Source organism: Myroides guanonis (assembly GCF_900114085.1).
GTDB classification, from domain to species: domain Bacteria; phylum Bacteroidota; class Bacteroidia; order Flavobacteriales; family Flavobacteriaceae; genus Flavobacterium; species Flavobacterium guanonis.
The window spans coordinates 15,138-41,469 of record NZ_FORU01000015.1; the positions used below are offsets into that span (position 1 = coordinate 15,138).

Consider the following 26,332-nt stretch of genomic DNA (forward strand, 5'->3'; position numbering starts at 1 on the left):
TGTGATAAATACTTTTACACTTTAGCTATGATGGATGGGACTAAGCAGATTGAAATCATTTCTTTACTTTTACATTTTAATGTCAAATGAATAATTATGTTTAGAAAATTATTGTTAGTGTTTCTTTTACCTTCTTTAGTAATGGCTCAAGATTTTGATACTTATTTTAAGGATAAAACTCTTCGATTGGATTATGTATTTGGGGGTAATTCTAATGAACAGTTTGTGTTTTTAGATGAACTAAATTCGCTACCACAATGGGCAGGTAGAACACATCATTTATCTGAAAATATTTTGGAGGGAAATGCCCAAGTCCGTATATATGATAAAGACTCTGGTGAGTTAATTTATACACAAGGTTTTAGTACTCTTTTTCAAGAATGGTTGTCTACAGACGAGGCAAAGACTATATCTAGAAGTTTTGAGAATATTGCTTTAGTTCCATTTCCTAAAAAAGATATAGTAGTTGAAATTGTTTTTTTTAACACAAGTGGAAATGAAGAAGTAAAGTTAAAACATAGTGTTAGTCCAGATGATATATTGATACATACAAAAGGTATTGATAAAATAACACCTCATACTGTATTGCACAAAGCAAAGGAGCCAAAAAAGGCTATTGAAGTAGTTTTTGTTGCTGAGGGATTTAAAAAAGAAGAAATGGGCCTGTTTTATAATTACGCAAAAACAGCTATGAATGAAATTTTTAAACATGAACCTTTCGGTGAGTTTGCAGATCGATTTACATTCTACGCAGTAGAAAGTATATCTGAAGATAGTGGCGTAAGTGTACCCAGAGTTAATGATTGGAAAAACACAGCGGTTTCTTCTAATTTTGATACTTTCTATTCGGAACGATATCTTACGACTAATAGTTTAAAACAATTGCATGATTTGTTGGCAGGAATACCTTATGAACATATTGTGATATTAGCAAATACAGAAGTGTATGGTGGAGGCGGTATCTATAACGCATATACCTTGACTACTACAGGGAATCCTAAGTTTAAACCTGTGGTTGTACATGAGTTTGGTCATAGTTTTGCAGGATTAGCGGATGAGTATTTTTATGAATATGATGTATTGAGTGATTTAATTTCTACAAAAAAAGAACCATGGGAGCAAAATATCACCACATTAGTAGACTTTGAATCTAAATGGAAAGACAAGTTAGAAAATGGAACACCAATTCCTACGCCTCAAAGTTTGAATGACAAATACCCGATAGGTGTATATGAAGGATTAAAAGGGAATAAAATCTATAAGGCAAGTTTAGAATGTAGAATGCGAACTAATGAATACGATAAGTTTTGTTCTATTTGTCAGGATGCGATTACGGATTTGATTTTGTTTTATACGGGAAGCTAGTTGTAAATTGTAATTATTAAAAATATTAAGTGAGAAAAATATTATTGATTTCGGATACTCATAACTGTATTGATGAGCGTATTTTAAAATATGTAAATCAAGCAGATGAAGTATGGCATGCTGGTGATATCGGTTCTATAGAAGTGACAGATACAATTAAAAAACTTAAACCCTTGCGAGCTGTTTATGGCAATATAGATGGAATTGAAGCGCGTGGTGAATTTTCTGAGGATTTGTATTTTCAGTGTGAAGGGGTAACTGTTTTTATGACTCATATAGGAGGATATCCAGGAAGATATGTGGCTCGAGTAAAACAAGAGTTATTGAAACATAAGCCAAAAGTATATATATGCGGGCATTCCCATATTTTAAAAGTTCAGTTTGATGCTACTTTAGGGGTGTTACATCTAAATCCTGGGGCAGCTGGTATTTCAGGGTTTCATCAAGTGAGAACAATGTTGCGATTTGTAATTGATGATGCAGAAATAAAAAATATGGAAGTGATAGAGTTTCCAAAAAATAAAAAAACCGAACCCTAGGGTTCGGTTTTTTAGCGCACTAATAAACTAAGATGTTAGGTTTATCTTAATCGATCTACAGATTTTACAAGATCCTCATCCTTCTTGATGGCTCTATTAGCAAGAACTAATGAAACGATAGAAACAATAGGGAGGAACATCCCAATACCTTTCTCAGAAACCAGTTGAGTAGCTTCTCCAGATACACTTAGCAGTCGAAAAACAAATAATCCTAGTAATATAACGTTTGATATCATATTAAGTCTGTTCAATACAAACTGATTTTGTCTTTTTTTGTATCCCAATATACTAACCGCACTCAATGTAGCAGAAAGCGCAAATAAACCTGTATAAAAGGGATTCTCCATAAAATAATAAGCATCTCCATTACCATTTTTCCATAATGGAAAAACAAAAGGGAGTATACCCGAAAAAACGAGAACCAAAAATATATATACCGTTTGAATTCGTTGAATCATGTTTTTTTACATTTGAAGAACACAAAAATAGTGTTTCTTTTTTTAAAAAACCTATTGTTTATTGAAATTAATTCGTAATATTGCAGGTATAAGTCGTAAGTTCTTCATTATACGACTTTCATAACTTATTCCAATCTGTTTTAAACAACAAACTTATTTCAATCTATTTTTAATCAATAAACATTTCTATGTTTGACATTTCTGAATTAAAGGAAATGAAGCTTCCTGAGCTTCAAGAAATTGCTAAAAATGCAAAAATAAACCGTTACCGAACATTAAAAAAAGACGAACTCATATATCAAATACTAGATCATCAAGCAGCTAACCCAGAGCTAATCAAGTCAGCAGCTAAAGATGTAACAATAGAAAACATTGTGGAAGCGGAAAAATCTTCTAACGAAAAACAGGATGCATCAGTACCTCAAGCTAAGAAGACAAAAGTGCAATCCCAAGAATCACCGAATAAAGCGAAGAATATTGAAGGGGGAGTTGAAGTTCACAATAAAATAAAAAAATCACCGAATACAGTTGTTAAAGATAAGGTGGATGAAGTTAAGTTAGAAGAGAATCAACAGATTCAATTGGACAAAACTGAAGGTGAAAAAGAAGAATCTCCTGTTAAACAAGTGAGACAGCGAATTCGAAAAGAACCGAGAACTGATTTCAAAAAAGAGGGAGAAGCTAAAACTCCTAAAGAAGCGGTTGTAGAGAAAGAAACTTCTGTTGGAACTCATAAGAAAGTACACACTAACCAACCGCACAACAACAACAACAACAACAACAACAACAACAACGTAAATACAAATAGTAACAGTAATGCCAATAATAATGGTAATACTAACGCTAATTCAAATAGCAACGGTAATGCCAATAATAATGGCAATACCAATGGTAATTCTAATAATAATTCTAATAATCACTCCAAGAATAAAAAAAATAATTTTAGAGAACCAGATTATGAGTTCGACGGAATTATAGAGAGTGAAGGAGTTCTAGAAATGATGCCTGATGGATATGGTTTCTTGCGCTCTTCTGATTATAATTATTTATCATCTCCTGATGATATCTATCTTTCTCAATCACAAATACGCTTATTTGGTTTAAAAACGGGTGATACTGTAAAAGGAGTTGTAAGACCTCCAAAAGAAGGAGAAAAATTCTTTCCATTGGTGCGTGTTTCAAAGATTAACGGCTTTGATCCTCAAGTAGTTCGTGATCGTGTTGCATTTGAGCACCTAACACCTCTATTTCCTGAAGAAAAATTCAAATTAGACGAAAAGAGAAGTACTATATCTACACGTATCATGGATATGTTTGCTCCAATAGGTAAGGGGCAGCGTGGAATGATAGTTGCTCAGCCTAAAACGGGAAAGACGATGTTATTAAAAGATATCGCGAATGCTATTGCAGCTAATCATCCTGAGGTATATTTATTAGTTTTATTAATTGATGAGAGACCCGAAGAGGTTACTGATATGCAACGTAGTGTTAATGCAGAAGTTATTGCTTCAACATTTGATGAACCTGCAGAACGTCACGTGAAAGTTGCTAATATTGTTTTAGAAAAAGCGAAGAGATTAGTTGAATGTGGACATGATGTTGTAATTCTTTTGGATTCTATTACAAGATTGGCAAGAGCTTATAACACAGTACAGCCAGCTTCTGGAAAAGTACTAAGTGGAGGAGTAGATGCCAATGCATTGCAAAAACCGAAGCGTTTCTTTGGTGCTGCTCGTAATATTGAGAATGGTGGTTCACTAAGTATTATTGCTACTGCTTTAACAGATACTGGTTCTAAAATGGATGAAGTTATTTTTGAAGAATTTAAAGGTACTGGTAATATGGAACTACAATTAGATAGAAAAATATCTAATAAACGTATTTTCCCTGCTATAGACTTAACTTCATCAAGTACACGTAGAGATGATTTGTTATTATCGCCAAATGTATTGCAAGGTATGTGGGCAATTAGAAATTATATTGCGGACATGAATTCTGTGGAAGCTATGAATTCTATTATTGATAGAATGCGTAAAACAAATAATAATGATGAGTTTTTGAAAACGATGAATGATTAAAATCGTCGTTTTCTTTATAAATAGTAAGAAGGCCGTTTCCTATAGGAAACGGCCTTTTTTGTTGTTAGAGTGTTTGGAAACTAAAAAAGAATGAAACGTACAAAGGTTCGTTTAAAAAACGAGCCTTTGTACGTTAGAATTTAGTAAAGATGAAATTACTGATAGTTAAGGGGGTTATCTTAAAAGACTTGGGTCTATTTGAATGTTTAATCCCTTAGCAATTGCCATTCCTAGGTTAACATCTGCTCTAAACCAATGGCAAAGTTGACGGTTGATGATTTCTTCACGCTTTGGTCCATCAATACCATTCATAGCCCCTACAATGTTGTTGATTGTGTTTTCTTTGTCTTGCTGTGAAAGCAATCGGAATAAATTCCCTGGTTGCGTATAGTGATCATTTTCTCCTTCTGCATTTCTGTCAAAACGGTCTGCTAAAACACTATCTAACTGTTTTGCAGGTTCTTTATAGCTTGAGTCTGTTTGAATGTTGTCAAAGCTATTTGGATAATAGTTCGGATTGCTTCCTCCATTACCATCTATACGCATTTGACCATCTCTCTGGTAGTTATTTGTAGCATATGGGCAACGATTTACGGGAATTTGCTCGTAATTGGTTCCTAATCTATAACGTTGTGCATCAGGATATGATAATAAACGACCTTGTAACATTTTATCTGGAGAAAATCCAATTCCATCAACTATATGTGCTGGTGCAAAAGCAGCTTGTTCAACGTCTTGGAAATAGTTATTAGGATTTTGATTTAATTCTAATACACCAACATCTATTAACGGGAAGTCTCCATGTGGCCACACTTTTGAAAGATCAAAAGGATTAAGGTGATATGTTTTAGATTGATCTTCAGTCATTACCTGAATCTTCAAATTCCATTTTGGGAAATTTCCGTTTTCAATAGATTCGTATAAATCTCTTTGAGCGAAGTCCATGTCTTTTGATCTCATTTCATCTGCCTGCTTTCCGGTTAAATTTTGGATACCTTGTGCTGTTTTAAAATGAAATTTCACATAGTGACGTTCATTGTTGGAGTTAATCATTGAGAATGTGTGACTTCCATATCCATTCATATGTCTATAACCATTAGGAGTACCGCGATCCGTCATCAGAATCATAACTTGGTGTAAGCTTTCAGGATTTAATGACCAAAAATCCCATACCATAGTTGGTGATTTCATATTGGTTCTAGGGTCTCTTTTTTGGGTATGAATAAAGTCGCTAAATTTCTTAGGGTCTTTAATGAAGAATACTGGTGTATTGTTACCAACTAAGTCCCAATTGCCATCTTCTGTATAAAATTTTAGGGCAAAACCTCTAGGATCACGCTCGCTATCTGCAGATCCTTTTTCACCTCCAACGGTTGAAAAACGTAGGAATACAGGAGTTTGTTTTCCAATTTCATTAAATAATTTTGCTTTAGTGTATTTGCTTATGTCATTCGTAACTGTAAATGTACCATGTGCACCTGAACCTTTCGCATGTACAACACGTTCAGGAATGCGCTCTCTATTAAAATGCGCCATTTTTTCGTGTAAAATGTAATCTTCTAAGAGTATTGGACCTCTTGGTCCAGCAGTTAAAGAATCTTCATGGTCTACATAAGGTCTCCCAGAAGCGGTAGTTAGGTTATTGTCTTTCATATTTATATTTTTTATTGTAATGCGAATCTACAATTGAATATCTCAATATAGTAATTAATTAAATTGTTTGATTTGATTCGTTTATAGAAATTAGCTATCGATTTAATTAATATCGATTGGTTTTTGTTATGTATAAGGGTTCTATGAATAAGGTTTAATTTTTTAATGATTATAATATTGTTTTAAATAATGAAAGGTAGGATCATGAATTATGAGAAACTAATAATAAATAAGATATAGTGTGAAAAATGCTAAAAAAAATACCTATAAATAGGTATTGTGATTGGTAGCTATGCTAATTAACTTTACTACTAAGAAGATAGATTAATTAGAAGGTTTGGAAAAATTAAGTATAAAGTCTATGAGATTTTTAAACATTAAAACTTATGGGAAATCGAGTTAGAATTGAAATTGAATCACACCGTTTTGTAATGCGATTATTAATTAGTATTAAGGAGTTTGTTATTCGTGAGATAGACCCTTATCTAGAATTATTAAATCATTTAGCTAAAAAAAGAGTTCCTTATAAAGTCGTAGAATTGACTGGAGTGGTACCTGAGTGGAGTTCTTATTTAAAAGTATTATTCTCTAAAGCGCCGTATAAAAGTTTTAATTTTTTAGAAGCACAATTTGAATTTGAAAAATCGTCTTCATTAATGGCAGAATTTAATAATCAGTACCCATCTATTCAAGGTTTTTATTATAAGCCAGAGGTTTCTCAGATTTCTAGTTCTTCAAATGTACAAGATACTTTTAGAAATTTAATAACAACTATGTGTTTGGTAGATCAAAAGGTATATGTCTATTATTTCAAGTATGCTGTTGTGATTGAGGTTTCATTACATCAACTGTTAAAGGTAGATGAGGATGTTTTATTTAATACAAGACGTCAAGATGTTGTGGTCTTTCCTTCAAATTTTGAATGGGTTATTGCTTATGCAGGATTAAATTTATGGTATGCAGGATATAAGAAGTCAGGTAAAAGGCAATAATGACGATTTCTAATAGAAATCATTGTAGAGTTTATTAAAAAACATCGAATAATTCTCCATCATAGCTAGCATAAACCATAGTTGGTTCACTATCTTGATGATAAATATGTCCATGTTTATCAATCCCAATTGCTCCAGCAAAACCGTTCTGTTCTTTAAGTTCGTTAAAGCTTTTTTCAAAGGCGTGTTGGATATTCATACCATCGGTTACTCGAGTAACGATTTTTGCTGCCATTGCATTGTTTACTATGTCTTCACCTATACCTGTTAAACTAATCCCACAATAAGTATTTGCATAGGTTCCTGCCACAGTCGAAGAATCAGATATTCTTCCAGGTGTTTCGAATCCTTTACCACCGGTTGAGGTAGCTACAGCTATATGCCCATTTTTATCTAAACATACACAGCCAACTGTACTTGTCTGTAAAGAAAGTTTCTTGTTTTCATATTCTTCTCTTCTTTGTTTAGTTTCTGGATTGAATTGTTTGAATCCCAATTTTCTAGCAAAGGCGGTTGCTTCTAATCCACCAAGAGTTTTATCTTCATAGTCGAGTAACTTTTGAGCAATAAGAATAGGATGTTCTACTTCCTCTATATTTACAACACCTGCCATTTTAAGTAGTTGACCATCCATGATGGCTGCACTCATTCTTATGATTCCATCGGATTGGATTTGAGATCCAGTCCCTGCATTGAATAATGGGTCTTTTTCTAGTAATGAAACTGTATAGGCGACTGTTTCAACAGCAGAATGATTTGTCAAAAAATCGAAACCTTTTTTTACTATGGTTTTTAGAGCTTTCTGCTTCTGTACTCTAGAAGCTTTATCAGTAAAATACTCTGAGAAAAATCCACCGTGAATAATTATTTTCATGCTTCAAAATTTTGTTGTTTATATTGAGAGTCTTGGATAACAATTTTGTTTTCATCTAAGTAAAAAACATCATTTCTTGTCATCACATGAGAAATTAGATGGCTAATAGATATGGGTTGACCTATAGATACTTGTGTAAGGCTTGTGTCCATTATTTCTCTGCCATCTACTAGGATGATGTTCCCAGATCCTATAGCTGTCATTTTGTTATTATTTAAGATAACAAGTCCAGTATCTTCTCCTAAACCTATACCTATTTTCATTGGATTTCCTACAACTGCTTGAAAGAGTCTTCCGATTCTTCCTCGGTGAATAAAATGTGTGTCTACTATAATAGAATCTATAAGTCCTAGTCCACTATTAATCTCAACCGATCCTTTTAGAAGAGCATTTGAACTTGAACCACCATAAATCATATTAGAAGTTGCGGCTGCGGCTCCCGCAGAGGTTCCTACATATAAAAACTCTTCGTGATAGTATTTGTTTAATAATGTTTGATGAAATATAGTTCCACCTATTGTAGATGTTAATCGCAATTGGTCTCCTCCAGTGAAAAGAACTACATCTGCTTCTGTTAATCTTTTTAATTTATCAGAATCTAAGGCATCTCTCCGCGTTTCAATAAATAAATGATTAGCATTAACCGCTCCAAGCATTTCAAATGCAGTTTTGTATATTTTTGCAGCTTCAAGTGGGATTTGGGAGGCTGTTGTAACTATTTCTATTTTAGAATTCTTTCCATTTTTAGATTCGTCGATCACTTTCTTTAAGATGCCATTTTGGAAGAAAAAGTCTTTTTGTTGATTAATTATACTGTTATCGACACCTTCGAAATGACCAGTGTTTATGCCTCCTCCTACTATAATTAACTTTCCTTTAATGCTCATAATAGTTATAGTTATCTATTTAAGTCTAATGTAATAAATAAAATTTAAAAGGCTGTTGCTATTGATGATAATATATTAAATGCGGGTAAAAATTAAGGTAATCGTTATTTTATTTGTAAATTGATGGTAAAAAACATCGATATGGTAATTGAGAGTATACAAGTTTTAAACGGACCGAATGTTTGGAGTATTAAATGGAAAAAACTTATTCAAATGCGGTTAGATTTAGTAGAGATGGAGGATCGTCCTACAAATACAATTAATGGTTTTTTGGAACGAATTGAGAGTCTGCTTCCGTCTTTATATGAACATGAATGTTCGGAAGGGAAGGTAGGAGGTTTTTTTGAAAGAGTTCGAATGGGGACATGGATGGGACATGTTGTTGAGCATATTGCACTAGAAATTCAAACACTGGCAGGGATGAATACAGGGTTTGGAAGGACAAGAGAAACTAATTCATCCGGTACGTATAATGTTATTTTTAGTTGTATTAATGAAGAGGCTGGAGTATATTCTGCAAGTGCGGCAGTGAATATTGCTCAAGCGTTAATAGATGGAGTTCCTTATGAATTAGAGTTAGATATTGAAAACCTAAGAACTATTTTTAGAAAGAATGCGTTGGGACCTTCTACCAAAAGTATTGTTGATGAAGCCGTAGATAGAGATATTCCATGGATGCGATTAAATAATAAATCATTTGTTCAGTTAGGATATGGAATAAATCAAAGGAGAATTGAAGCAACTATAACAGATACGACTAGTTATTTGGCTGTAACAACTGCATGTGATAAGGGGAAAACAAAGACAATGCTTAGAGAATCTTCTATTCCAGTAGCAGCTGGAGGGAAGTGTGTGGATTTGAAAGGCATGAGAGATATTATTAAAGAAATAGGTTTTCCTATAGTGGTAAAACCTTTGGACGGAAATCAAGGAAAAGGAGCAACGATAAACGTTAGTAATATACAAGAAGCTAAAATAGCTTTGAATTTTGCAAAGAAATACTGCGATTCTGTTATTGTTGAAAAATATATATCTGGTTTTGATTTTAGAATTCTAGTTGTGGGTAATAAAGTTGTAGCCGCAGCAAAGCGAATTCCTGCTCATGTAATTGGAAATGGTGTTAAAACCATTCTCGAATTAATTGAAGAGACGAATAAAGATCCTAGAAGAGGAATGGGGCATGAAAATGTCTTAACTAAAATTGTAATAGATAGTCTAACACTTGCTTTGCTTTCTAAAAGTAATATGAACCTTGATACTGTTCCTAATAAAGGAGAGATAATTTATTTAAAGTCAACTGCTAATTTGAGTACTGGAGCTACATCCATAGATGTTACTAAGGATATGCATATTGATAATGTTTGGATGGCAGAGCGTATCTCTAGAGTTATTGGTCTAGATATTTGTGGAATTGATATTATGGCACCAAGTCTTGATGAATCATTAGTTGTAAATGGAGGTGTAGTATTAGAAGTTAACGCAGCTCCAGGATTTAGAATGCATCTGGCTCCATCTAAGGGAGTGCCAAGGAATGTAGCTGCGTCTGTTGTTGATATGCTATATCCTAAAAACAAAGTTTCTCGAATTCCTATTATAGCAATCACTGGCACTAATGGAAAAACAACCACTACTCGATTAATAGCACATATCGTTAGAAACGCAGGATATATAACAGGGTTTACTACTTCTGATGGTATTTATATTCAAGATAGAATGGTTGAAAAGGGAGATACGACAGGGCCTGTTAGTGCTTCCTATATTCTGAAAGATTCTTCAGTAGAGTTTGCAGTGTTGGAGACGGCTAGAGGTGGAATTATAAGATCGGGCTTAGCATTTGATTTATGTGATATTGGAATAATAACAAATATTAAAGAAGATCATTTGGGGTTGAAGGACGTTAATACATTAGAAGATTTAACTCGAATAAAATCAGTAGTAGTTGAGACGGTTAAAAAAGATGGTTGGGCAATTTTAAATGGAGAAGATCCATATTGTTTAAGTTTAGAAAAAAAGTTGAATTGCAATACAGCTTATTTCGCGTTGAATAAGGATAATGCAGTTGTTAGGAGATTAATTGATAATAATAAGGTCGTTGCGGTGTGTGATAATGGATATATTACAATACTAAAGGGAGAAGAAGTAATTGAATTAGAAAAAATAGAGAATATCCCACTAACTATGGATGGTAATGCAAAATTCATGATTGAAAATGTGTTAGCAGCATCTTTGGCTACATATCTTTTTGGTTTCGATTTAGAGGGGATAAGAAATTCACTTCGATCTTTTATACCAGGACCTAAGCATACTCCTGGAAGACTTAATGTGTTTGCATTTCAGAATTTTAATGTAATGATTGATTTTGCTCATAATCCCCCAGGTTTTTTAGCAATCGAAGATTATTTGGCAAAAGTTGAAGCAACCAAAAAAATAGGTATCATAGCTGGAGTTGGAGACCGAAGAGATGAAGATATTATAGCTTGTGGTAGAATTGCTGCAAGAATGTTTGACCATATAATTATTCGTCAGGAAAGACATTTGAGAGGAAGAACAGATAAGGAAATAGAAGGATTGCTTTTAAAGGGAATTGGTGAGTGTAATCAAAAAAGAACCTATGAAATAATCCCCAAAGAATTAGAAGCTATTGAACATGCAATCTCTATTGCAGAACAAGGTAATTATATTGTAGCTCTTTGCGACGTAGTTTCTAATGCTATTGATATTGTTCAGTCCTATCTTGATAAAGAACAAGGCTTATCTCGTATTTCATAATTAGCCAAAACCTCTTATTTGAGAAAAGGATTTGTTATAAAGGGATTAAAATTTTTTAAACCCATTCCAATTTAACGGTGTTAAGTACTAAAGCTGCCGTTGATTTGGATTCGGTCTTTCGCAAAATACCCTAATGTGCGTTTTGACTATAAATTTGTTAATGGGAGAGTTTTTGTTATCTGTTTTTTAATTGATGTTATACTACCTTTCGATAGGCAGTGCTTAAGACCTATTTTTGGATATCAAATTCCTGATTTGTGCTATTTGTTATGATAATATAGTAGTACTTTTGTGCTATAAATGAGTTTTAATAAATTAGTTATTAGATTCTTATGGTTTTGTTCTTAGAAAGAAGTAGGATGTAATATTTGTGTTGTTTTTTAACCGAAAAGTATAAGTGAATATTTAAGGAAATAATTGTGTTCTGTGCTTTTAAGAGTAATAAAGACAGGGAAATATGATTGAAAAACCATAAATTTGAGAATCTAAGTGTTTATTTAGATACTTATGAAGTGTTTAAGTAGACTTTATTAAAATTAAAATAAATTTGGACTATGCACGAGTTATCGATAGTGAAGGATATTTTTAGCACTTTGGAAGAGCATTATCAAACAAAGATTAATGATATTCAAAAAGTACAGATTACAGCTGGACTCTTATCTAATGTACAGCCTATATTGATTCAAAATGCTTTTGATGCATTCATACATGACAATGAAGTGTATAATGATATGGATTTAGAGGTGGTGGTCAATGATATTATTGCTCATTGTGATAATTGTGATAAGGATTTTAAAGTCGAGTTTCATCGTTTTGTTTGTTCCTGTGGAACACCTTCCACAAACATAGTTCAAGGAAATGAGTTATTCATTTCGAAAGTTATTTTCAAACAATCTTAAAAATTAAAAGAGATGTCAAATCCCAAAAGTTTAGGAAACCGCGTTGGTTCTTTAGAATGTGATAATACAACGTTACACTTATTAAAAGCAAATGATTTTGTTGCTAAAGCGATTCGCGAACGATTGAAAGACGTTTGTGTAATAAATGTGTGTTCTTCTCCAGGTTCTGGAAAGACTACATTGATGCAAGAAACAGGGAAGCGTTTAGCTAGCAAACTTAATATGGCTGTTTTGGTAGGAGATCCAGAAACAGAACGAGATGCTATTAGAATGCGTGAGGCGGGTGTTAATGCTTTGCAGATTGTAACGGGAGGTATGTGTCATATTGAAGCACAAATGATTTTACAAGCTCTGGATCATATAAACTTAGAGGGAGTAGATGTGTTGTTTATAGAGAATGTGGGGAATTTACTATGTCCTTCTGCATTTGATTTAGGAGAAGATTATAGGGTGACTTTATTGGCTACAACTGAAGGAGATGATAAACCTAAAAAATATCCTAGAATGTTTTTAACCAGTGAATTGATGCTAGTTTCTAAGTCTGATTTACTTCCTTATGTTCCTTTTTCGGTGGATGCGGTAACTCAAGATGCAAGAGAAGTTAATCCAAATATTGAAGTTCAAACTATAAGTACTTTAAATGGAGAAGGGATTGATGTTTGGTGTGAATGGATAGAAGAAAAAGTAAAACTTAAAAAAGAAAAAGCAGCTTTGGCAGAATAAAAGAATGAATCCATTAGAAATCATAAAAATCGATGCTGTAATAAGCGTTGAGCAAAGTGTATGTGGTAGTACAGATATATTGGAACTAGAATGGTTTGAGACAAATAAAAGGTTAATCAGAAGGACTTCTGTGCAAGGTTTTTTTCTAGAACTGGAAAAACAACAACGGCAGAAATGGAATGATGGGGATAGTTTGTGGAGTAACGGTAGTTGTATAGCTGTTATAAGAATTAAACCATGTCTAGCTATTAAGATTTGTACAGATGATTTACAGATGTTGAGTGATTTTTGTTATTATATTGGAAACCGTCATTTGCCTGTGTTTATTGATTCGGAGAGCAATTGTTTATTGGTTCCTTATGATGGTAATTTGTTTGATCAGTTGAAAGCTAAATTCCAAAACTTCATTGTGTTAGAAGAGACACAATTATTGAGTGAAAATAAGTTGTTAAATAAGAATTCCTAAGAAGAAGGGGTGATGAGTGTAAACTGTTTAGAGTGTTTTAAAAATGGATTTTTTCGTATCTAAAATAGATGAAAAATAAATTAAGGATTATTGCTTTGTGGTTGACTCCTATACTAGTAATTATTGGGTCATTACAATTAGGGGCAACTGAAAATCTGAGTATACAGGAACTTACTCAATATATAATAAACTATTTTTCAAGTTCAGACTTATTACATGATGTTCCTATTGAAACGATTCTTTGGCAAGTTCGTTTACCTAGAATTCTTTTAACCTTTTTAGTTGGGGCTGCTTTAGCGACTTCAGGAGGGGTCTTGCAGGCGATTTTTAGAAATCCTATAGTTGATCCATTTACCTTAGGAATATCATCAGGTGCGGCTTTTGGAGCCGCTTTGGCAATGTTAATTCCTGTTTTATCTTTAAATTTTACCGCTTTCTTTTTTGGTGTATGCGCTGTTGCAATGACTTATGCTGTTTCGTATGCAGGACAAAAGGCTTCATTGATTGGAATGGTGTTATCTGGAATTATTGTTTCTGGTGTATTTACGGCCTTATTAACGGTGTTGCAATATCTTAGCGATCCGTATAAACTACAAGCTATTGTTCAATGGACTATGGGGAATCTTCATACTGCATCATGGGCAAAACTTCATACCGCATTTTTTCCTATAGTTATTGGATTGGGAGTGATTATAATGTTGAGGTGGAAGCTTGATTTGTTGTCTTTAGGAGATGATGAAGCAAAAGCCGTAGGAGTGAATCCTAAGTGGTTAAAACTGATTTTAATAAGTGTGGCTACTATGATTACAGCTTCTTCTGTTGCGGCAGTTGGAGTAATTAGTTTATTTGGTTTAATAGTACCTCATATAAGTAGAATGTTATTTGGACCGAGTAATCATATAAATGTTTGGGCTAATCTTAGTATTGGAGGAACATTTTTATTAGTTATTGATAATTTTTCTCGGGCTGTAATGCCATTTGAAATACCTGTGGGGGTGTTTACAATGATAATCGGCGCACCTGTTTTTATCTATTTAATGCGTAAAAACATAATGAATTGGAATGCATGAGAAAAGGTGTAATAATAGATAAAGTTTCGTTCAATCATGGAAAACTTCAAGTTTTGGATGAAATCTATGCTCAATTTCCAAGCGGTAAGTTATCTGTAATACTGGGAAGAAATGGGAGTGGCAAATCTACTCTTTTCAAGATAATAGCAGGTCTTGAGAGTGGTTATATTGGGAATGTACATATAGAAGGATTAAATAGAAAAGAAATTAAATTAGGGAAAAATCAGGAAGTTAGAATTGGTTTTATGAATCAATTTCACCAGACAACTTTTCCTTATAAGGTAATTGATATAGTGCTTACGGGGCGATCGGCATTCTCGAATTTTTCTCCTTCAAAAAAGGATTATGAGATTGTAGAGGAGACTCTTAAAAGCTTTGATTTATGGGAGCTGAAAGACCAAAGTTATACTTCATTATCTGGTGGAGAGCGACAGTTGGTTTTGCTTTGTAGGGTTTTGGTTCAGAAACCAGATGTTTTGTTGTTGGACGAGCCAACAAATCATTTGGATTTAAATTATCAAGTAAAAGTGATGGATTGCATTCGAGATTTAGCTAATAAGGGAACTATGGTAATTTGTGTAATGCACGATCCTAATCTAGCTATGATGTACGGAGATTCATTTTATCTCATGGAGAATGCAAAACTGTCTGAGATAACCAATTTAGATACCACTGAGTTAAAGCAACGATTAGAACAAACTTATAAATTAGCTTTAGGGCAATTGTTTCATCAAGGTAAAGCTGTTTTTATGCCTTTAATTAATGCGAAAGATGACTAATATAGTAATTGAAAAACTTCAATTAAAAGACTTGGCAGAAATTTATTCTTTTGTGTTGCAATGTAGAAGTTCGTTGTTTCCTATGTTGGATGATAAACCTTTACCTATAGATTTAGAGCGATTTAAGGAATTTTATATAGATGATCCGAAAAGTTCGTTTTTAATAGCTCGAACAAAAGAAGGTACTTTGATTGGAACTATTGGAATGCGAGAATACGATCGTCGTTTTGAGGTTTTAAAATATGGTGAACAAAAAATTGTTGAGGTTACTCGACTTTTTGTACAAACTGAATATAGACGTCATGGCTTAGGCACAACTTTATTTAATGAGCTTTATACAGTAGCAAAAAATAAGGGGATTGAAATTATGTATTTGCATACTCATCCTTTTTTACCTGGAGCTCAGGTGTTTTGGGAAAAACAGCTTTTTCATCTTATTAAACAGACTGTGGAAGCGGGGTTTGTTACGTTACATATGGATTTAAGCATATAAAGCTATAATGCTTTAAATCTTGTAGCTTTAGGACTAGCAAAGTCCTGATTTGTACTAGTTAATGTAGTTCTATAGAGGTACTTTTGCATGGTAATTCTGAGATGAATACACCAATAAAAATGAAATTATCAAAACTGTATTTTAGTGTGCTGCAATTAGCTCAAAAGAATCTACAAACTCAGGTAGGTTGGGTACAGTTATGGATTGATTTTCAAAAGGTTGAATTGAATAAGAGTAGTCCTAAAAGCTCTTTATTCAATGGTTTATGGAGACAATCTCTTTGGGAACAGAGAGGAGTGAAACGTGTAAAGGAATTTATGCGACCCGTATAACCATTCGGAAGTGCGTTTGCGAGTGAACGTTCCGATGAGGTGTGAAATTGTCTCTTCAGACAGTTAAAACAGAATTTTACTATGGTTGCCATTTGGTCTAAGTTTTTATTTATGACAAATGTGTGAGAGTAGTAGTCAAAAATTACTTATTTTTAAGGGTATTTTATAGAATAATTGATGTTTTTTGATATCGATTGCTAAGGTATTATTTAATTTTTAAAAGTTAACGGTATGCACTTATTACCTAGAGAAACGGAAAAACTCCTGTTGCATTTAGCAGGTGAGTTGGCCAAAAAAAGAAAAGCTAGAGGTTTAAAATTGAATTATCCAGAATCCATAGCCTATATCAGCAGTGAATTGATGGAGGGTGCGCGAGATGGAAGAACTGTAGCAGACTTAATGCAATTTGGAGCTACGCTATTGACCAGAGAAGACGTTATGGAAGGAATTCCAGAAATGATTTCTGATGTTCAAATTGAAGCCACTTTTCCCGATGGGACAAAGTTGGTAACTGTTCAAAATCCAATACGATAAATTAGAGTTTAGAGATGATTCCAGGAGAGTATTTTATTAAAAACGAAGACATTATTTGCAACGAGGGAAGAGAAGTGACCCAGATAGAAGTTGTGAATATGGGAGATAGACCTATACAAGTTGGGTCTCACTATCACTTTTTTGAAGTAAACAAAATGATGAGTTTCGACCGCGAGAAATCATTCGGTAAGCGTTTAAATATCATTGCAAGTACAGCAGTGCGTTTTGAACCAGGAGAAGTAAAAGTAGTGGAGTTAGTCCCTTATGCTGGAACTAGAGAAATATATGGTCATAATGACTTAGTGAATGGAGAGACTTTATCGAAAGAAGCGAAGGCTGCTGCGATGAAGCTGGTGGAGAAAAACTTTTTTAAAAACAAATAATCATGAGTTTAGAAGTAAATAGATTAAACTACAGTGCGATATTTGGCCCAACAACTGGAGATCGCTTGCGTTTAGGAGATACAGATATCATCATTGAAATAGAAAAGGATTTTGCAAGTTATGGAGATGAATCCAAATTTGGAGGAGGGAAAACAATTCGCGATGGAATGATGCAGTCTTCTACAAAACTTCGTGATGAAGGAGTGTTGGACATGGTTATTACTGGAGTAATTGTTATAGATCACTGGGGGATTGTGAAAGGGGATCTTGGAATAAAAGATGGAAAGATAGTAGGAGTAGGGAGAGCAGGAAATCCAGACACTATGGATGGTGTAGATCCCAACATGATTATTGGTGCTTCAACAGAAGTGCATGGAGGAGCAGGATTCATTGTAACAGCAGGAGGTATAGATACACATATTCACTACATCAGTCCTACTCAAATCGAATCGGCCTTATATAGCGGATTGACTACTATGATTGGTGGAGGAACAGGACCTGCTGATGGTTCTAATGCAACAACGGTTACTCCTGGTAAATACAATATCATGCGTATGTTTCAAGCAGTTGAAAACTTACCTATGAACTTTGGTTTCTTTGGAAAGGGAAATGTTGGAACAGAAGCGCCTATTATAGAGCAAATAGAAGCAGGTGTTTTAGGAGTTAAAATTCATGAAGATTGGGGAGCTTCTCCAGCAACTATTGATAGAGCTTTATCTGTGGCAGATAAATATGATGTTCAAGTAGCCATTCATAGTGACACATTGAATGAAGGAGGCTTTTTAGAAGATACTATGCAAGCGATTAATGGTCGTGTGATTCATACTTTCCATACGGAAGGAGCAGGAGGAGGACATGCACCTGATATTATTAAGTCAGCGATGTATCCGAATGTATTACCCGCTTCAACAAATCCAACACGTCCGTTTACAAAAAACACTATTGATGAGCATTTAGATATGCTAATGGTTTGCCATCATTTGAGTAAGGATATACCAGAGGATGTCGCATTTGCAGATTCACGAATTCGACCAGAGACCATCGCTGCGGAGGATATCTTACAAGATAGAGGTGTTTTCAGTATTATGAGCTCCGATTCCCAAGCAATGGGAAGAGTAGGTGAAGTTATTTTGCGAACTTGGCAAACTGCTGATAAGATGAAAAAGCAAACAGGAGCTTTGCCAGAAGATGAAGGGACAGGAAATGACAATTTCAGAGCGAAGAGGTACGTGGCAAAATACACTATCAATCCTGCTATTGCTCACGGAGTTTCTAAGTATGTAGGTTCTATAGAAAAAGGCAAGATTGCGGATTTAGTTATTTGGAAACCAGCATTGTTTGGAGCAAAACCAGAAATGATATTAAAAGGAGGAATGATTGTGGCTTCTAAAATGGGAGACGCTAATGCTTCTATTCCAACTCCACAACCTATTATAATTAGAACAATGTATGGAGGATACGGAAAGGCTGTACTGAAAACCTGTTTTAACTTTGTATCTAAAATTTCCATAGAAAAAGGAATAAAAGAAGAATACGGTATTGAAAGAGAATTGCTTCCTGTTGAAGGGTGTCGTTCAATTTCTAAAAAAGATATGATTCACAATAATGCAACACCAGTTATAGAGGTAAATCCAGAGAACTATGAAGTAAGTGTTGATGGAGAGGTGATTACTTGTGCTCCAATAGATGAAGTGTCTTTGGGACAACGTTACTTCTTGTTTTAGATTTTTTAAAAGTATTTAGATAATAATATTTTTAAAAAGAGATTGATTCTTAGTAAGTAGGTGGATTATGATTGTAAGTAAAGCATTATATACTTTAGAAAAAGAACACAACGATAAAGAAATCGATGAGTTGTCAATTGCTTGGTATCAAGTTAGTAAAAGATTACAACGCTTACATACAGAACAAGGTGATGAAATAGCAATTCGATTTCTGGGAAAAGAACAACGATTAAGACAAGATGATGTACTTTATGAAGATGAGAATAAACGTATTGTAGTAAATATTTTACCCTGTGAAGTTATAATTTTAAAATCTGATAATGTATTTGCAATGGTAGAAGCTGCCTATGAAATTGGGAATAAGCATTTACCATTGTACTGGGAAGATGGGAGTTTATTATTACCATTTGAGAAGAATACATTTGAATGGCTAGAGTCATTAGGTTTTATTCCTATCAAGGGAATAGCCTCATTGAGAAAGCCTTTCGAAGCAAATGTGAATCCTGACCATCATAAAACCATCCATTCTAAGACAACCAAACTTAAACTGATTATAAAGTAAAACGATATGCAACATTCATTTATAGGAAAGCTCTTACATTTATCAGACCCCACCTTGCCGATTGGAGGTTATACACAATCAAATGGACTGGAGACCTATGTGCAAAATGGATTGGTAAACAATAAAGTTTCAGCCGCGGAATATGTAAAAAATAATCTTTGGTACAATCTAAGATACAATGATGCTGCATTAATGAAATTGGCTTATGATGCTACTATGGCAGAGGATGTAAATGAACTTTTGAAATTAGATCAAGAATGTGAAGCTTTAAAAAGTCCAATGGAAGTTCGAGTATCTAGTCAAAAGTTAGGTTTGAGATTGTTTAAGATTTTTTCACGCTATATAGAAAACCCAATCATTGAAAAATGGAAGAAATGGATTCGTGAAAGGGAATGTAATACCCATTACTGCGTTCTATTTGGAGTTTTTGCTGCACTTATGAAAGTACCATTAGAAGAAGCTATGCATGGGTTTTATTACAATGCAGCTATTGGAATGGTGACAAATGCAGTGAAGTTAGTTCCATTAGGACAGTTAGACGGACAAGATATACTCTTTGAACTTCACGAAGATTTGGAAAAACTGGTAAAGGAGTCTTTAGAATTGGATCGCAATTTAGTTGGTATGTGTAATATTGGAATAGATATCCGTTGTATGCAACACGAACGATTGTATTCAAGACTGTATTTATCATAAAGAATTAGAAAATGGAAGAAAGAAAATATATAAAAATAGGAGTTGGTGGACCAGTGGGTTCTGGTAAAACAGCACTACTAGAGCGATTGAGTCGTCGTTTGATGAACGAATATGATTTGGCTGTTATAACCAATGATATTTATACTAAAGAAGACGCTAAATTCATGGCCAAGAACAGTCTCTTACCTGAGGATCGAATTATAGGTGTAGAAACAGGAGGGTGTCCACATACAGCTATTCGAGAAGATGCTAGTATGAATTTAGAAGCTGTAGATGAATTAGATCTTCGATTTCCAAATTTAGAATTGGTATTGATAGAAAGTGGGGGTGATAATTTATCTTCTACATACAGTCCCGATTTAGCAGATATTACGGTTTTTGTAATTGATGTAGCAGCTGGTGAAAAGATACCTAGAAAAGGAGGGCCTGCTATTACGCGTTCTGATTTGTTGTTAATCAATAAGATGGATCTAGCCCCTTATGTAGGTGCTGATTTGGGTGTCATGGAAAGTGATGCAAGAGCGATGAGAAAGGGTGCACCATTTTTGTTTTCTAATCTAAAGACAGGTGAAGGTTTAGAAGAAATTGTTGGTTGGATTAAGAAATACGCACTTCTAGAAGATGTTGAAGAACCAAATTTATTACGATAGATTATGGTATGTTCACTGAATATTACTGTAGCGCAACGCAAGGGAAACTCTTATCTTAAAGATGCTTATGTTACACAACCGTTTCGAATAGTTCCTGTTGGTCAATATAAAAGAGATAATGCTGCTTATTTGATGATTATGAGTTCTTCTCCGGGACTGTTAGACAAGGATGATCATCAAATAAAAATAAACTTACAAAAGCATACAAAATTACAATTGCAAACGCAGGCGTATCAACGACTTTTTCAAATGAGAGAGGGGTCTCGTCAAACCACTGAGATAAAAATGGATAAAGGCACCGTATTTTCTTTTGTTCCTCATCCTGTTGTTCCTCAGAATGCGTCTTCTTTTGTTAGTCATAATGTGGTAGAAATGGAGAAGAACTGTCATTTTCTATTGAGTGATATTATCACTTGTGGAAGGAAATTGACTGGCGAATTATTCGAATACAATCATTTTCAAAATCTAACAGAAATATATGTTGAAGGAAAACTAGTTGTAAAAGATAATGTATTGCTACAACCTCAAATAATGCCAATTAATCAATTAGGAATATTAGAGGGGTATACACATCAAGCAACCCTGATTTATGTGAATACAGCGGGATATGCTATAGAGGATTGGATAGAACGTTTTCATGAAAAGTATTCAATAATTAAAGACATTGCATTTGGAATTAGTAAACTTAGTCTGGATGGATTTATGATACGCGTTTTAGGTAATGGTGCTGAGATATTGTTTGAGATGTTCCAAGCTATTCAAAATGATGTTTGGGAGGGGATTATGATATCGCATACGGTTCAAATTGAATCTAAAGAAGAAACCAATAGTTTAATATAGAGAGTTTAAGAATCAAGAGATAGTTAAGATGTTTATAGTGAGATGATTGTTTTGTTTTTAGCAGAAAAATAATAATTGAATAAAAGCAATGATTTTTTCGCTTTAAATAAGTAGTTTAGTATGGTTTGTAGAACTGTTTTTTTTATCATAAGCATATTTTAATGACAAAGCCTTCTATACAGATTTTAAACAATTCGCAATACAAAAACTTGTTTCTACCCAATGTAGATGAGCAAAGCTTATCAAATAATAGTAAGATACAAGTCTATAGAGTTGAGAATTATTTAAAGGGAATCATTATGCCTGTGATCCCCTATAGGACGACCTTTAATTTTTTGGTTTTTATTACCAAGGGAAGCATGACACAACATGTGGATAACGGAGCATATACCTTATCAGCAGGTGAAGTCATCAATATTAAACAAGGGAATATAGTAGCTACACTTTCTTTATCTGATGATGCAGAGGGTTTTTTTGTAACCTATGAAAATGAGATAGTGACAGACATATCTTTGGGGAGTAATGACGTGAAGTTTTTTACTATGAATCCTTATGTAGTATTAGAACCTGAAAATGCTTCTTGGGTGCAACGCATACTTGAACTTCTAGAGGAAGAAACACATAGTGAAAATAGGGTGACAGAGATTTGTATAACGCTCCTAAAAACACTCCTTCTAAAAATCATTCGTACAGACATTGAGACAAAAACTCCAATGAACAGACAATTGGATATTGCTTTTCAATTTAGAGAGTTGGTTCAAAAATTTCACATAGACCACAAGAATGTGTTGTTTTATGCCAATGTTTTACATATCTCAGAAAATTACCTCAATAAATGCGTAAAAGAGGCTACTAGTAAGTCTCCTAAACAGTGGATAAATGAGATTAGCATCTTACATAGTCAGATATTATTGCAAGACAAGTCTCGAGATATTGCAGGAATAGCTTTTGAATTAAAGTATAACTCTCCTTCTTACTTTACAAGGTTGTTTAAAAAAGTTACAGGCTATTCGCCCAGTGACTATAGAAAGCATAAGTTTTTATTGTAAACCAGTACCAATATCTAAGTATCAAGACAAGAAAATAATGAGACAGAAAAATTACCCGATTATATTATTGACAGTACTCTTGGTACTATTTCAAAGTTGTAAGCAAAAGACAACAGAACCTATAACAAGTTCTATTGAACGTAATTATATAGCAACAGATGCTAGAGGAGTTGAAGTGAGTTTGGAGCAACCTGCGCAACGCATTGTTGTTTTATTCGAAGCATTCGTTGATGCTGTTTTTATGTTGGAAGCTCAAGATCGTTTGGTTGGGGTACCCTCTCAGGTTTATTTAACGCCAGATTCTTATGATTTTTTCTCGACACTAAGCCCTGCCTTTGCTGCAAAGGAAATAGCTACTCCTAGTTTTAATGGAAGATCTGTGAACATGGAGACTTTGATGGCATTACAACCCGATTTGGTAGTGACATTTTCACAAGACTTACAAATGATTGAACAAATGGAGGGAATGGGAATCAAAGTATTTTCTATGATAGGTTCCGATATTGATACTACGTTAAAAGAGTTTGAAGGACTTGGAAATTTGTTAGGCAAGTCAGAAAGAGCTAAAATGATTACGGGTTATATGAGAGGAGAAATTAAAAAGATGAACGAACTAATCCCTGAAAAAAAGAAAACAGCTTATTATGTTTGGTCAAGGGGTAGAGTGCTTTCTACTTCAGGAAAAGGTACATTGATGGATGCAGCGATTCGTTTAGCAGGGGTAGAGAATGCTTGTCCTTTAGAGATGGAGGCGCCCAATATTGGAGTCGAACTATTATATCAATGGAACCCTGATTTGATGATACTTTGGAATACTCCAGTTTCTGATGTATATGCGCTTAAGGAACTCTCCAAATTACCCGCAGTCGTAAATAAGCAAGTCTTTGAGATGAAACCTATATTTCTTTTTGATCCTCACACGGTAAAACAAGTGCTCTTTTCAAAGCAAGTAAAACAATGGGCATATCCTAATTTATATACAAAAGAGACATTTGATAAAGAAGTAGAAGAAGCGAAAAAATTACTTTATAATCTCTAGTTTCCTATAAACAAAACAGACCTTAATTTATGAATACAACGAGTTTCTATAGTAAAGCCTTACTGTGGCTTCTTTTTCTATGTGCTCCTGTTCTAATAGCGCAAAATGAATCTGCAATATGGGGACGTGTCTTTGGGAATAACAATCAGTCTATTGTTGGAGCAACAGTGAGTCTTAATAATAAAGATTTCACAATCACTAATACCCGTGGAGAGTTTCGATTCGATGTGGAACAACAATTGCCTGTTGAGTTGTCAATAGAGTCTCAAAACTATGTGTCTTATTCGGTTACTCTTACAAAATTGAACTACAATTCAGAATATGGGTTTAAAATACAGTTAGTTGAGGAACAATATGAGTTAGATGAGGTTTTGGTAACTGTTCGCCGAGATAATTCATATACGACCAATTCTTTAGCTCTGGGCGGAAAGTTTAATGGTCGGTTGAAAGATTTACCACAATCGGTAACCTTGCTTACAAGAGAATTTATACAAGATAAAAATGCATTTCATATAAACGATGTAGTAGAAGACCTTTCTGGTGTAACAATGGCTTCTTCTTATGACGATTTTATAATCCGAGGATTTAAAAGTGGTTATGAATCAGGAGTGCGTTTAGTAAATGGTTTGCGTTCAGGTTATGGTTATGGAAATGCTTATTACCGTTCACCAATGACTATTAATCTTGAGAGTATTCAGATTTTAAAAGGACCAGGAGCTTCTTTGTTTGGAGATGTAGTTCCAGGGGGAACTGTAAACATGATAACAAAAAGACCCTTGGAAGAGCATAAAGGATATGTTGATTTTTCTGTAGGAAGTTTTGATACGTATAGAACGACTATTGATTTGGGCGGACCTTTAGATAAGGACAAAAAAATATTATATCGATTGAATGCGGGTTATGAAAACTCTAAAACGTTTCGAGATATCAATGAACAAACGAGTTATGCTTTCATGCCATCTTTTACTTTTAGACCTTCTGATAAAACACAAGTGGATGTTGATTTGGTTTTTGATAAGTTTGATGGTTATCTAGATAGGGGAATGGGGATACGAAGTAATGATCTTTTTGCATTGCCTCGTTCATTTACGCTTAGTCAACCTTCAGATTTTTATAAATCGAGCACTACTTCTTTTTCAGCACGTTTTCAACATAGAATTAATTCAGGATTGAGTATCAACCTTAGTTATATGAAGAGTATTTATAAGGAAGATGTTAACGAACATAGAACACTTAATACCTTTGCAGATGCTCCGAATAACACCATAATGAATTTGCGCTTTTTCGACCGTCATGGTAGGGATTATACGGACAACGCAGTGGCTTATTTAAAATGGGATTTGTTTGGAGATAAGATAGACCATCACATTGTGGGTGGAGTAGATTATGCACAATACAGAGGCGGTAAAGACAATCAATTAAGAGAAGCGAGAAGTAAAAAGGTAGATGGAGAAATAGTGCCACTTACATTTGATTTGTATAACCCCATTTATGAAATTCAAGATATTTCTAATTATGTGTGGAGACCGCAAGGACAATATCCTTTTTTGAGTCCATATAAAACAACTGGTATCTATGTACAAGATCAGATGAGTATTGGCTATCGATTAAAGTTGATAGCGGGAATTCGCCAAGAGTTTTATACATCTGAAACAACTGATAGTAAGGAAAGAAAAACAGCAAATCAAAACGTGTTTTTACCGCGTTTAGGAGTAACATATGAGATTAATGATGATGTGAATTACTTTGCGAGTTACTCTCAAGGTTTTGTGCCCGTAGGTGCCAATATGATTTTGAATTATAGAGATTACGGTTCAGATTTTGAATTCAAGTCAGAAAAGAGTTATCAAATAGAAACAGGGGTTAAGACTACTTTTTTTAAAAAGCAGTTGCAAATGGATGTGGCTCTGTTCCATATAGAGCGTCGAGATATGTTGTTGACAACGGGTGCTTTAACAGATGAAGGTTTACCTATATATCGCCAGTCTGGAAAAGTTATTTCTAGTGGATTGGAATTAGATTTACGAGGTCAGATTACTCAGGAACTACAAATATTAGGAGGTTATACTTTTAATAAAACGGAAGTAAAAGCTTCTTTGATAAACTCTGAGGTCGGTTTGGGGTTACCAGGTGCACCGAAAAATCTAGCTAATTTGTGGTTGAAATATGTGTTTTCTAAATCTGTTCTAAAAGGATTGGGTGCGGGATTAGGAGTGTATTATGTCGGAGAAAGGCGTATGGATGCTAGTGTTGGAGTTGACTCTAATGGTGTGGCACTTTGGGATTATTGGCCAGAATACACCAAATTAAATGCAGCACTTTTTTATCATATAGGTGCATTAAAAGTGGCAGTAAATCTAGATAATGTGTTTGATAAATACTATTACTACGGAGGTTTTGACTATACCAGAGCATTTCCCGGGGCACCTAGAAATTTAAAAGTGTCTTTAGGGTATAGTTTTTAATTGTTACACTTCC

General features: G+C 34.1%; 26 protein-coding genes. 22 read left to right on the forward strand and 4 right to left on the reverse strand.

Annotated elements, in window-relative coordinates; all coding sequences use genetic code 11:
- The first annotated feature begins 96 nt into the window (after positions 1 to 96).
- Both BM024_RS11550 and BM024_RS11555 read left to right on the forward strand, forming a co-directional pair.
- Positions 97 to 1,365 carry a M64 family metallopeptidase gene (locus BM024_RS11550; protein WP_090680452.1) on the forward strand — a complete coding sequence of 423 codons (1,269 nt, stop codon included), beginning with the start codon at positions 97 to 99 and terminating at the stop codon, positions 1,363 to 1,365.
- Between the two features lie 29 nt (positions 1,366 to 1,394).
- Positions 1,395 to 1,904 carry a metallophosphoesterase family protein gene (locus tag BM024_RS11555; protein ID WP_090680455.1) on the forward strand — a complete coding sequence of 170 codons (510 nt, stop codon included), beginning with the start codon at positions 1,395 to 1,397 and terminating at the stop codon, positions 1,902 to 1,904.
- A 41-nt stretch (positions 1,905 to 1,945) separates the two neighbouring features.
- On the opposite strand, the gene BM024_RS11560 is transcribed toward BM024_RS11555, so the two are convergent.
- Positions 1,946 to 2,362, reverse strand: a complete 417-nt coding sequence (locus BM024_RS11560; RefSeq protein ID WP_090680458.1) for a DUF4293 domain-containing protein — start codon at positions 2,360 to 2,362, stop codon at positions 1,946 to 1,948.
- A gap of 188 nt (positions 2,363 to 2,550) precedes the next feature.
- On the opposite strand from BM024_RS11560, the gene rho reads away from it, so the two are divergent.
- Positions 2,551 to 4,440, forward strand: a complete 1,890-nt coding sequence (rho, locus tag BM024_RS11565) for a transcription termination factor Rho (protein WP_090680461.1) — start codon at positions 2,551 to 2,553, stop codon at positions 4,438 to 4,440.
- A gap of 174 nt (positions 4,441 to 4,614) precedes the next feature.
- Here rho and BM024_RS11570 read toward each other — a convergent pair whose 3' ends face one another.
- Complete coding sequence (locus BM024_RS11570; RefSeq protein WP_090680463.1) at positions 4,615 to 6,093, reverse strand: catalase; 1,479 nt, start codon at positions 6,091 to 6,093, stop codon at positions 4,615 to 4,617.
- Between the two features lie 386 nt (positions 6,094 to 6,479).
- Here BM024_RS11570 and BM024_RS11575 point away from each other — a divergent pair, with 386 nt between their 5' ends.
- Positions 6,480 to 7,085, forward strand: coding sequence for a hypothetical protein (locus tag BM024_RS11575; RefSeq protein WP_090680466.1), 606 nt, complete (start codon positions 6,480 to 6,482; stop codon positions 7,083 to 7,085).
- A 34-nt stretch (positions 7,086 to 7,119) separates the two neighbouring features.
- Here BM024_RS11575 and BM024_RS11580 read toward each other — a convergent pair whose 3' ends face one another.
- Both BM024_RS11580 and BM024_RS11585 read right to left on the reverse strand, forming a co-directional pair.
- Entirely contained in the window at positions 7,120 to 7,959 is an 840-nt protein-coding gene (locus BM024_RS11580; protein ID WP_090680469.1) for an isoaspartyl peptidase/L-asparaginase, read from the reverse strand.
- Positions 7,956 to 8,846 (reverse strand): cyanophycinase, encoded by an 891-nt coding sequence (locus BM024_RS11585; protein WP_090680472.1) that lies wholly within the window; start codon positions 8,844 to 8,846, stop codon positions 7,956 to 7,958. Before BM024_RS11585 ends, BM024_RS11580 begins: the two co-directional genes overlap by 4 nt.
- Positions 8,847 to 8,987: 141 nt before the next feature.
- Here BM024_RS11585 and cphA point away from each other — a divergent pair, with 141 nt between their 5' ends.
- The 18 genes from cphA to BM024_RS11675 all read left to right on the forward strand — a co-directional run bounded on the left by cphA (position 8,988) and on the right by BM024_RS11675 (position 26,319).
- A complete protein-coding gene (cphA, locus tag BM024_RS11590; protein ID WP_090680720.1) occupies positions 8,988 to 11,615 on the forward strand; it encodes a cyanophycin synthetase in 2,628 nt (875 codons plus the stop codon).
- A 554-nt stretch (positions 11,616 to 12,169) separates the two neighbouring features.
- Positions 12,170 to 12,514, forward strand: a complete 345-nt coding sequence (locus BM024_RS11595; RefSeq protein WP_090680476.1) for a hydrogenase maturation nickel metallochaperone HypA/HybF — start codon at positions 12,170 to 12,172, stop codon at positions 12,512 to 12,514.
- Positions 12,515 to 12,526: 12 nt separating this feature from the next.
- Entirely contained in the window at positions 12,527 to 13,237 is a 711-nt protein-coding gene (gene hypB, locus BM024_RS11600) for a hydrogenase nickel incorporation protein HypB (RefSeq protein WP_090680479.1), read from the forward strand.
- Positions 13,238 to 13,241: 4 nt separating this feature from the next.
- Complete coding sequence (locus BM024_RS11605) at positions 13,242 to 13,703, forward strand: urease accessory protein UreE (protein ID WP_090680483.1); 462 nt, start codon at positions 13,242 to 13,244, stop codon at positions 13,701 to 13,703.
- Between the two features lie 68 nt (positions 13,704 to 13,771).
- On the forward strand, positions 13,772 to 14,773 hold the full coding sequence (locus BM024_RS11610; protein ID WP_090680487.1) for a FecCD family ABC transporter permease: 1,002 nt from the start codon (positions 13,772 to 13,774) through the stop codon (positions 14,771 to 14,773).
- A complete protein-coding gene (locus tag BM024_RS11615) occupies positions 14,770 to 15,552 on the forward strand; it encodes an ABC transporter ATP-binding protein (RefSeq protein ID WP_090680490.1) in 783 nt (260 codons plus the stop codon). The genes BM024_RS11610 and BM024_RS11615 overlap by 4 nt, the downstream gene beginning before the upstream one ends.
- Entirely contained in the window at positions 15,545 to 16,045 is a 501-nt protein-coding gene (locus BM024_RS11620) for a GNAT family N-acetyltransferase (protein WP_177190208.1), read from the forward strand. Before BM024_RS11615 ends, BM024_RS11620 begins: the two co-directional genes overlap by 8 nt.
- Before the next feature lie 119 nt (positions 16,046 to 16,164).
- Positions 16,165 to 16,377 carry a hypothetical protein gene (locus tag BM024_RS11625; protein ID WP_143077767.1) on the forward strand — a complete coding sequence of 71 codons (213 nt, stop codon included), beginning with the start codon at positions 16,165 to 16,167 and terminating at the stop codon, positions 16,375 to 16,377.
- A 231-nt stretch (positions 16,378 to 16,608) separates the two neighbouring features.
- On the forward strand, positions 16,609 to 16,911 hold the full coding sequence (ureA, locus tag BM024_RS11630) for an urease subunit gamma (protein WP_090680499.1): 303 nt from the start codon (positions 16,609 to 16,611) through the stop codon (positions 16,909 to 16,911).
- A 14-nt stretch (positions 16,912 to 16,925) separates the two neighbouring features.
- Positions 16,926 to 17,294 (forward strand): urease subunit beta, encoded by a 369-nt coding sequence (gene ureB, locus BM024_RS11635; protein WP_090680502.1) that lies wholly within the window; start codon positions 16,926 to 16,928, stop codon positions 17,292 to 17,294.
- 2 nt (positions 17,295 to 17,296) lie between these two features.
- Positions 17,297 to 19,018, forward strand: coding sequence for an urease subunit alpha (ureC, locus tag BM024_RS11640; RefSeq protein ID WP_090680505.1), 1,722 nt, complete (start codon positions 17,297 to 17,299; stop codon positions 19,016 to 19,018).
- 67 nt (positions 19,019 to 19,085) lie between these two features.
- Positions 19,086 to 19,580: an urease accessory protein UreE gene (locus tag BM024_RS11645; RefSeq protein ID WP_090680509.1), complete on the forward strand. Its 495-nt coding sequence runs from the start codon at positions 19,086 to 19,088 to the stop codon at positions 19,578 to 19,580.
- A 6-nt stretch (positions 19,581 to 19,586) separates the two neighbouring features.
- Complete coding sequence (locus BM024_RS11650; protein ID WP_090680512.1) at positions 19,587 to 20,276, forward strand: urease accessory protein UreF; 690 nt, start codon at positions 19,587 to 19,589, stop codon at positions 20,274 to 20,276.
- A gap of 11 nt (positions 20,277 to 20,287) precedes the next feature.
- Positions 20,288 to 20,926: an urease accessory protein UreG gene (gene ureG, locus BM024_RS11655; protein WP_090680516.1), complete on the forward strand. Its 639-nt coding sequence runs from the start codon at positions 20,288 to 20,290 to the stop codon at positions 20,924 to 20,926.
- A gap of 3 nt (positions 20,927 to 20,929) precedes the next feature.
- Positions 20,930 to 21,766 (forward strand): urease accessory protein UreD, encoded by an 837-nt coding sequence (locus BM024_RS11660; protein ID WP_090680520.1) that lies wholly within the window; start codon positions 20,930 to 20,932, stop codon positions 21,764 to 21,766.
- Between the two features lie 161 nt (positions 21,767 to 21,927).
- Positions 21,928 to 22,815, forward strand: a complete 888-nt coding sequence (locus BM024_RS11665; RefSeq protein WP_090680525.1) for a helix-turn-helix domain-containing protein — start codon at positions 21,928 to 21,930, stop codon at positions 22,813 to 22,815.
- 37 nt (positions 22,816 to 22,852) lie between these two features.
- Entirely contained in the window at positions 22,853 to 23,854 is a 1,002-nt protein-coding gene (locus BM024_RS11670) for an ABC transporter substrate-binding protein (RefSeq protein WP_090680723.1), read from the forward strand.
- A gap of 29 nt (positions 23,855 to 23,883) precedes the next feature.
- Entirely contained in the window at positions 23,884 to 26,319 is a 2,436-nt protein-coding gene (locus BM024_RS11675) for a TonB-dependent receptor (RefSeq protein WP_090680529.1), read from the forward strand.
- Positions 26,320 to 26,332 lie beyond the last annotated feature (13 nt).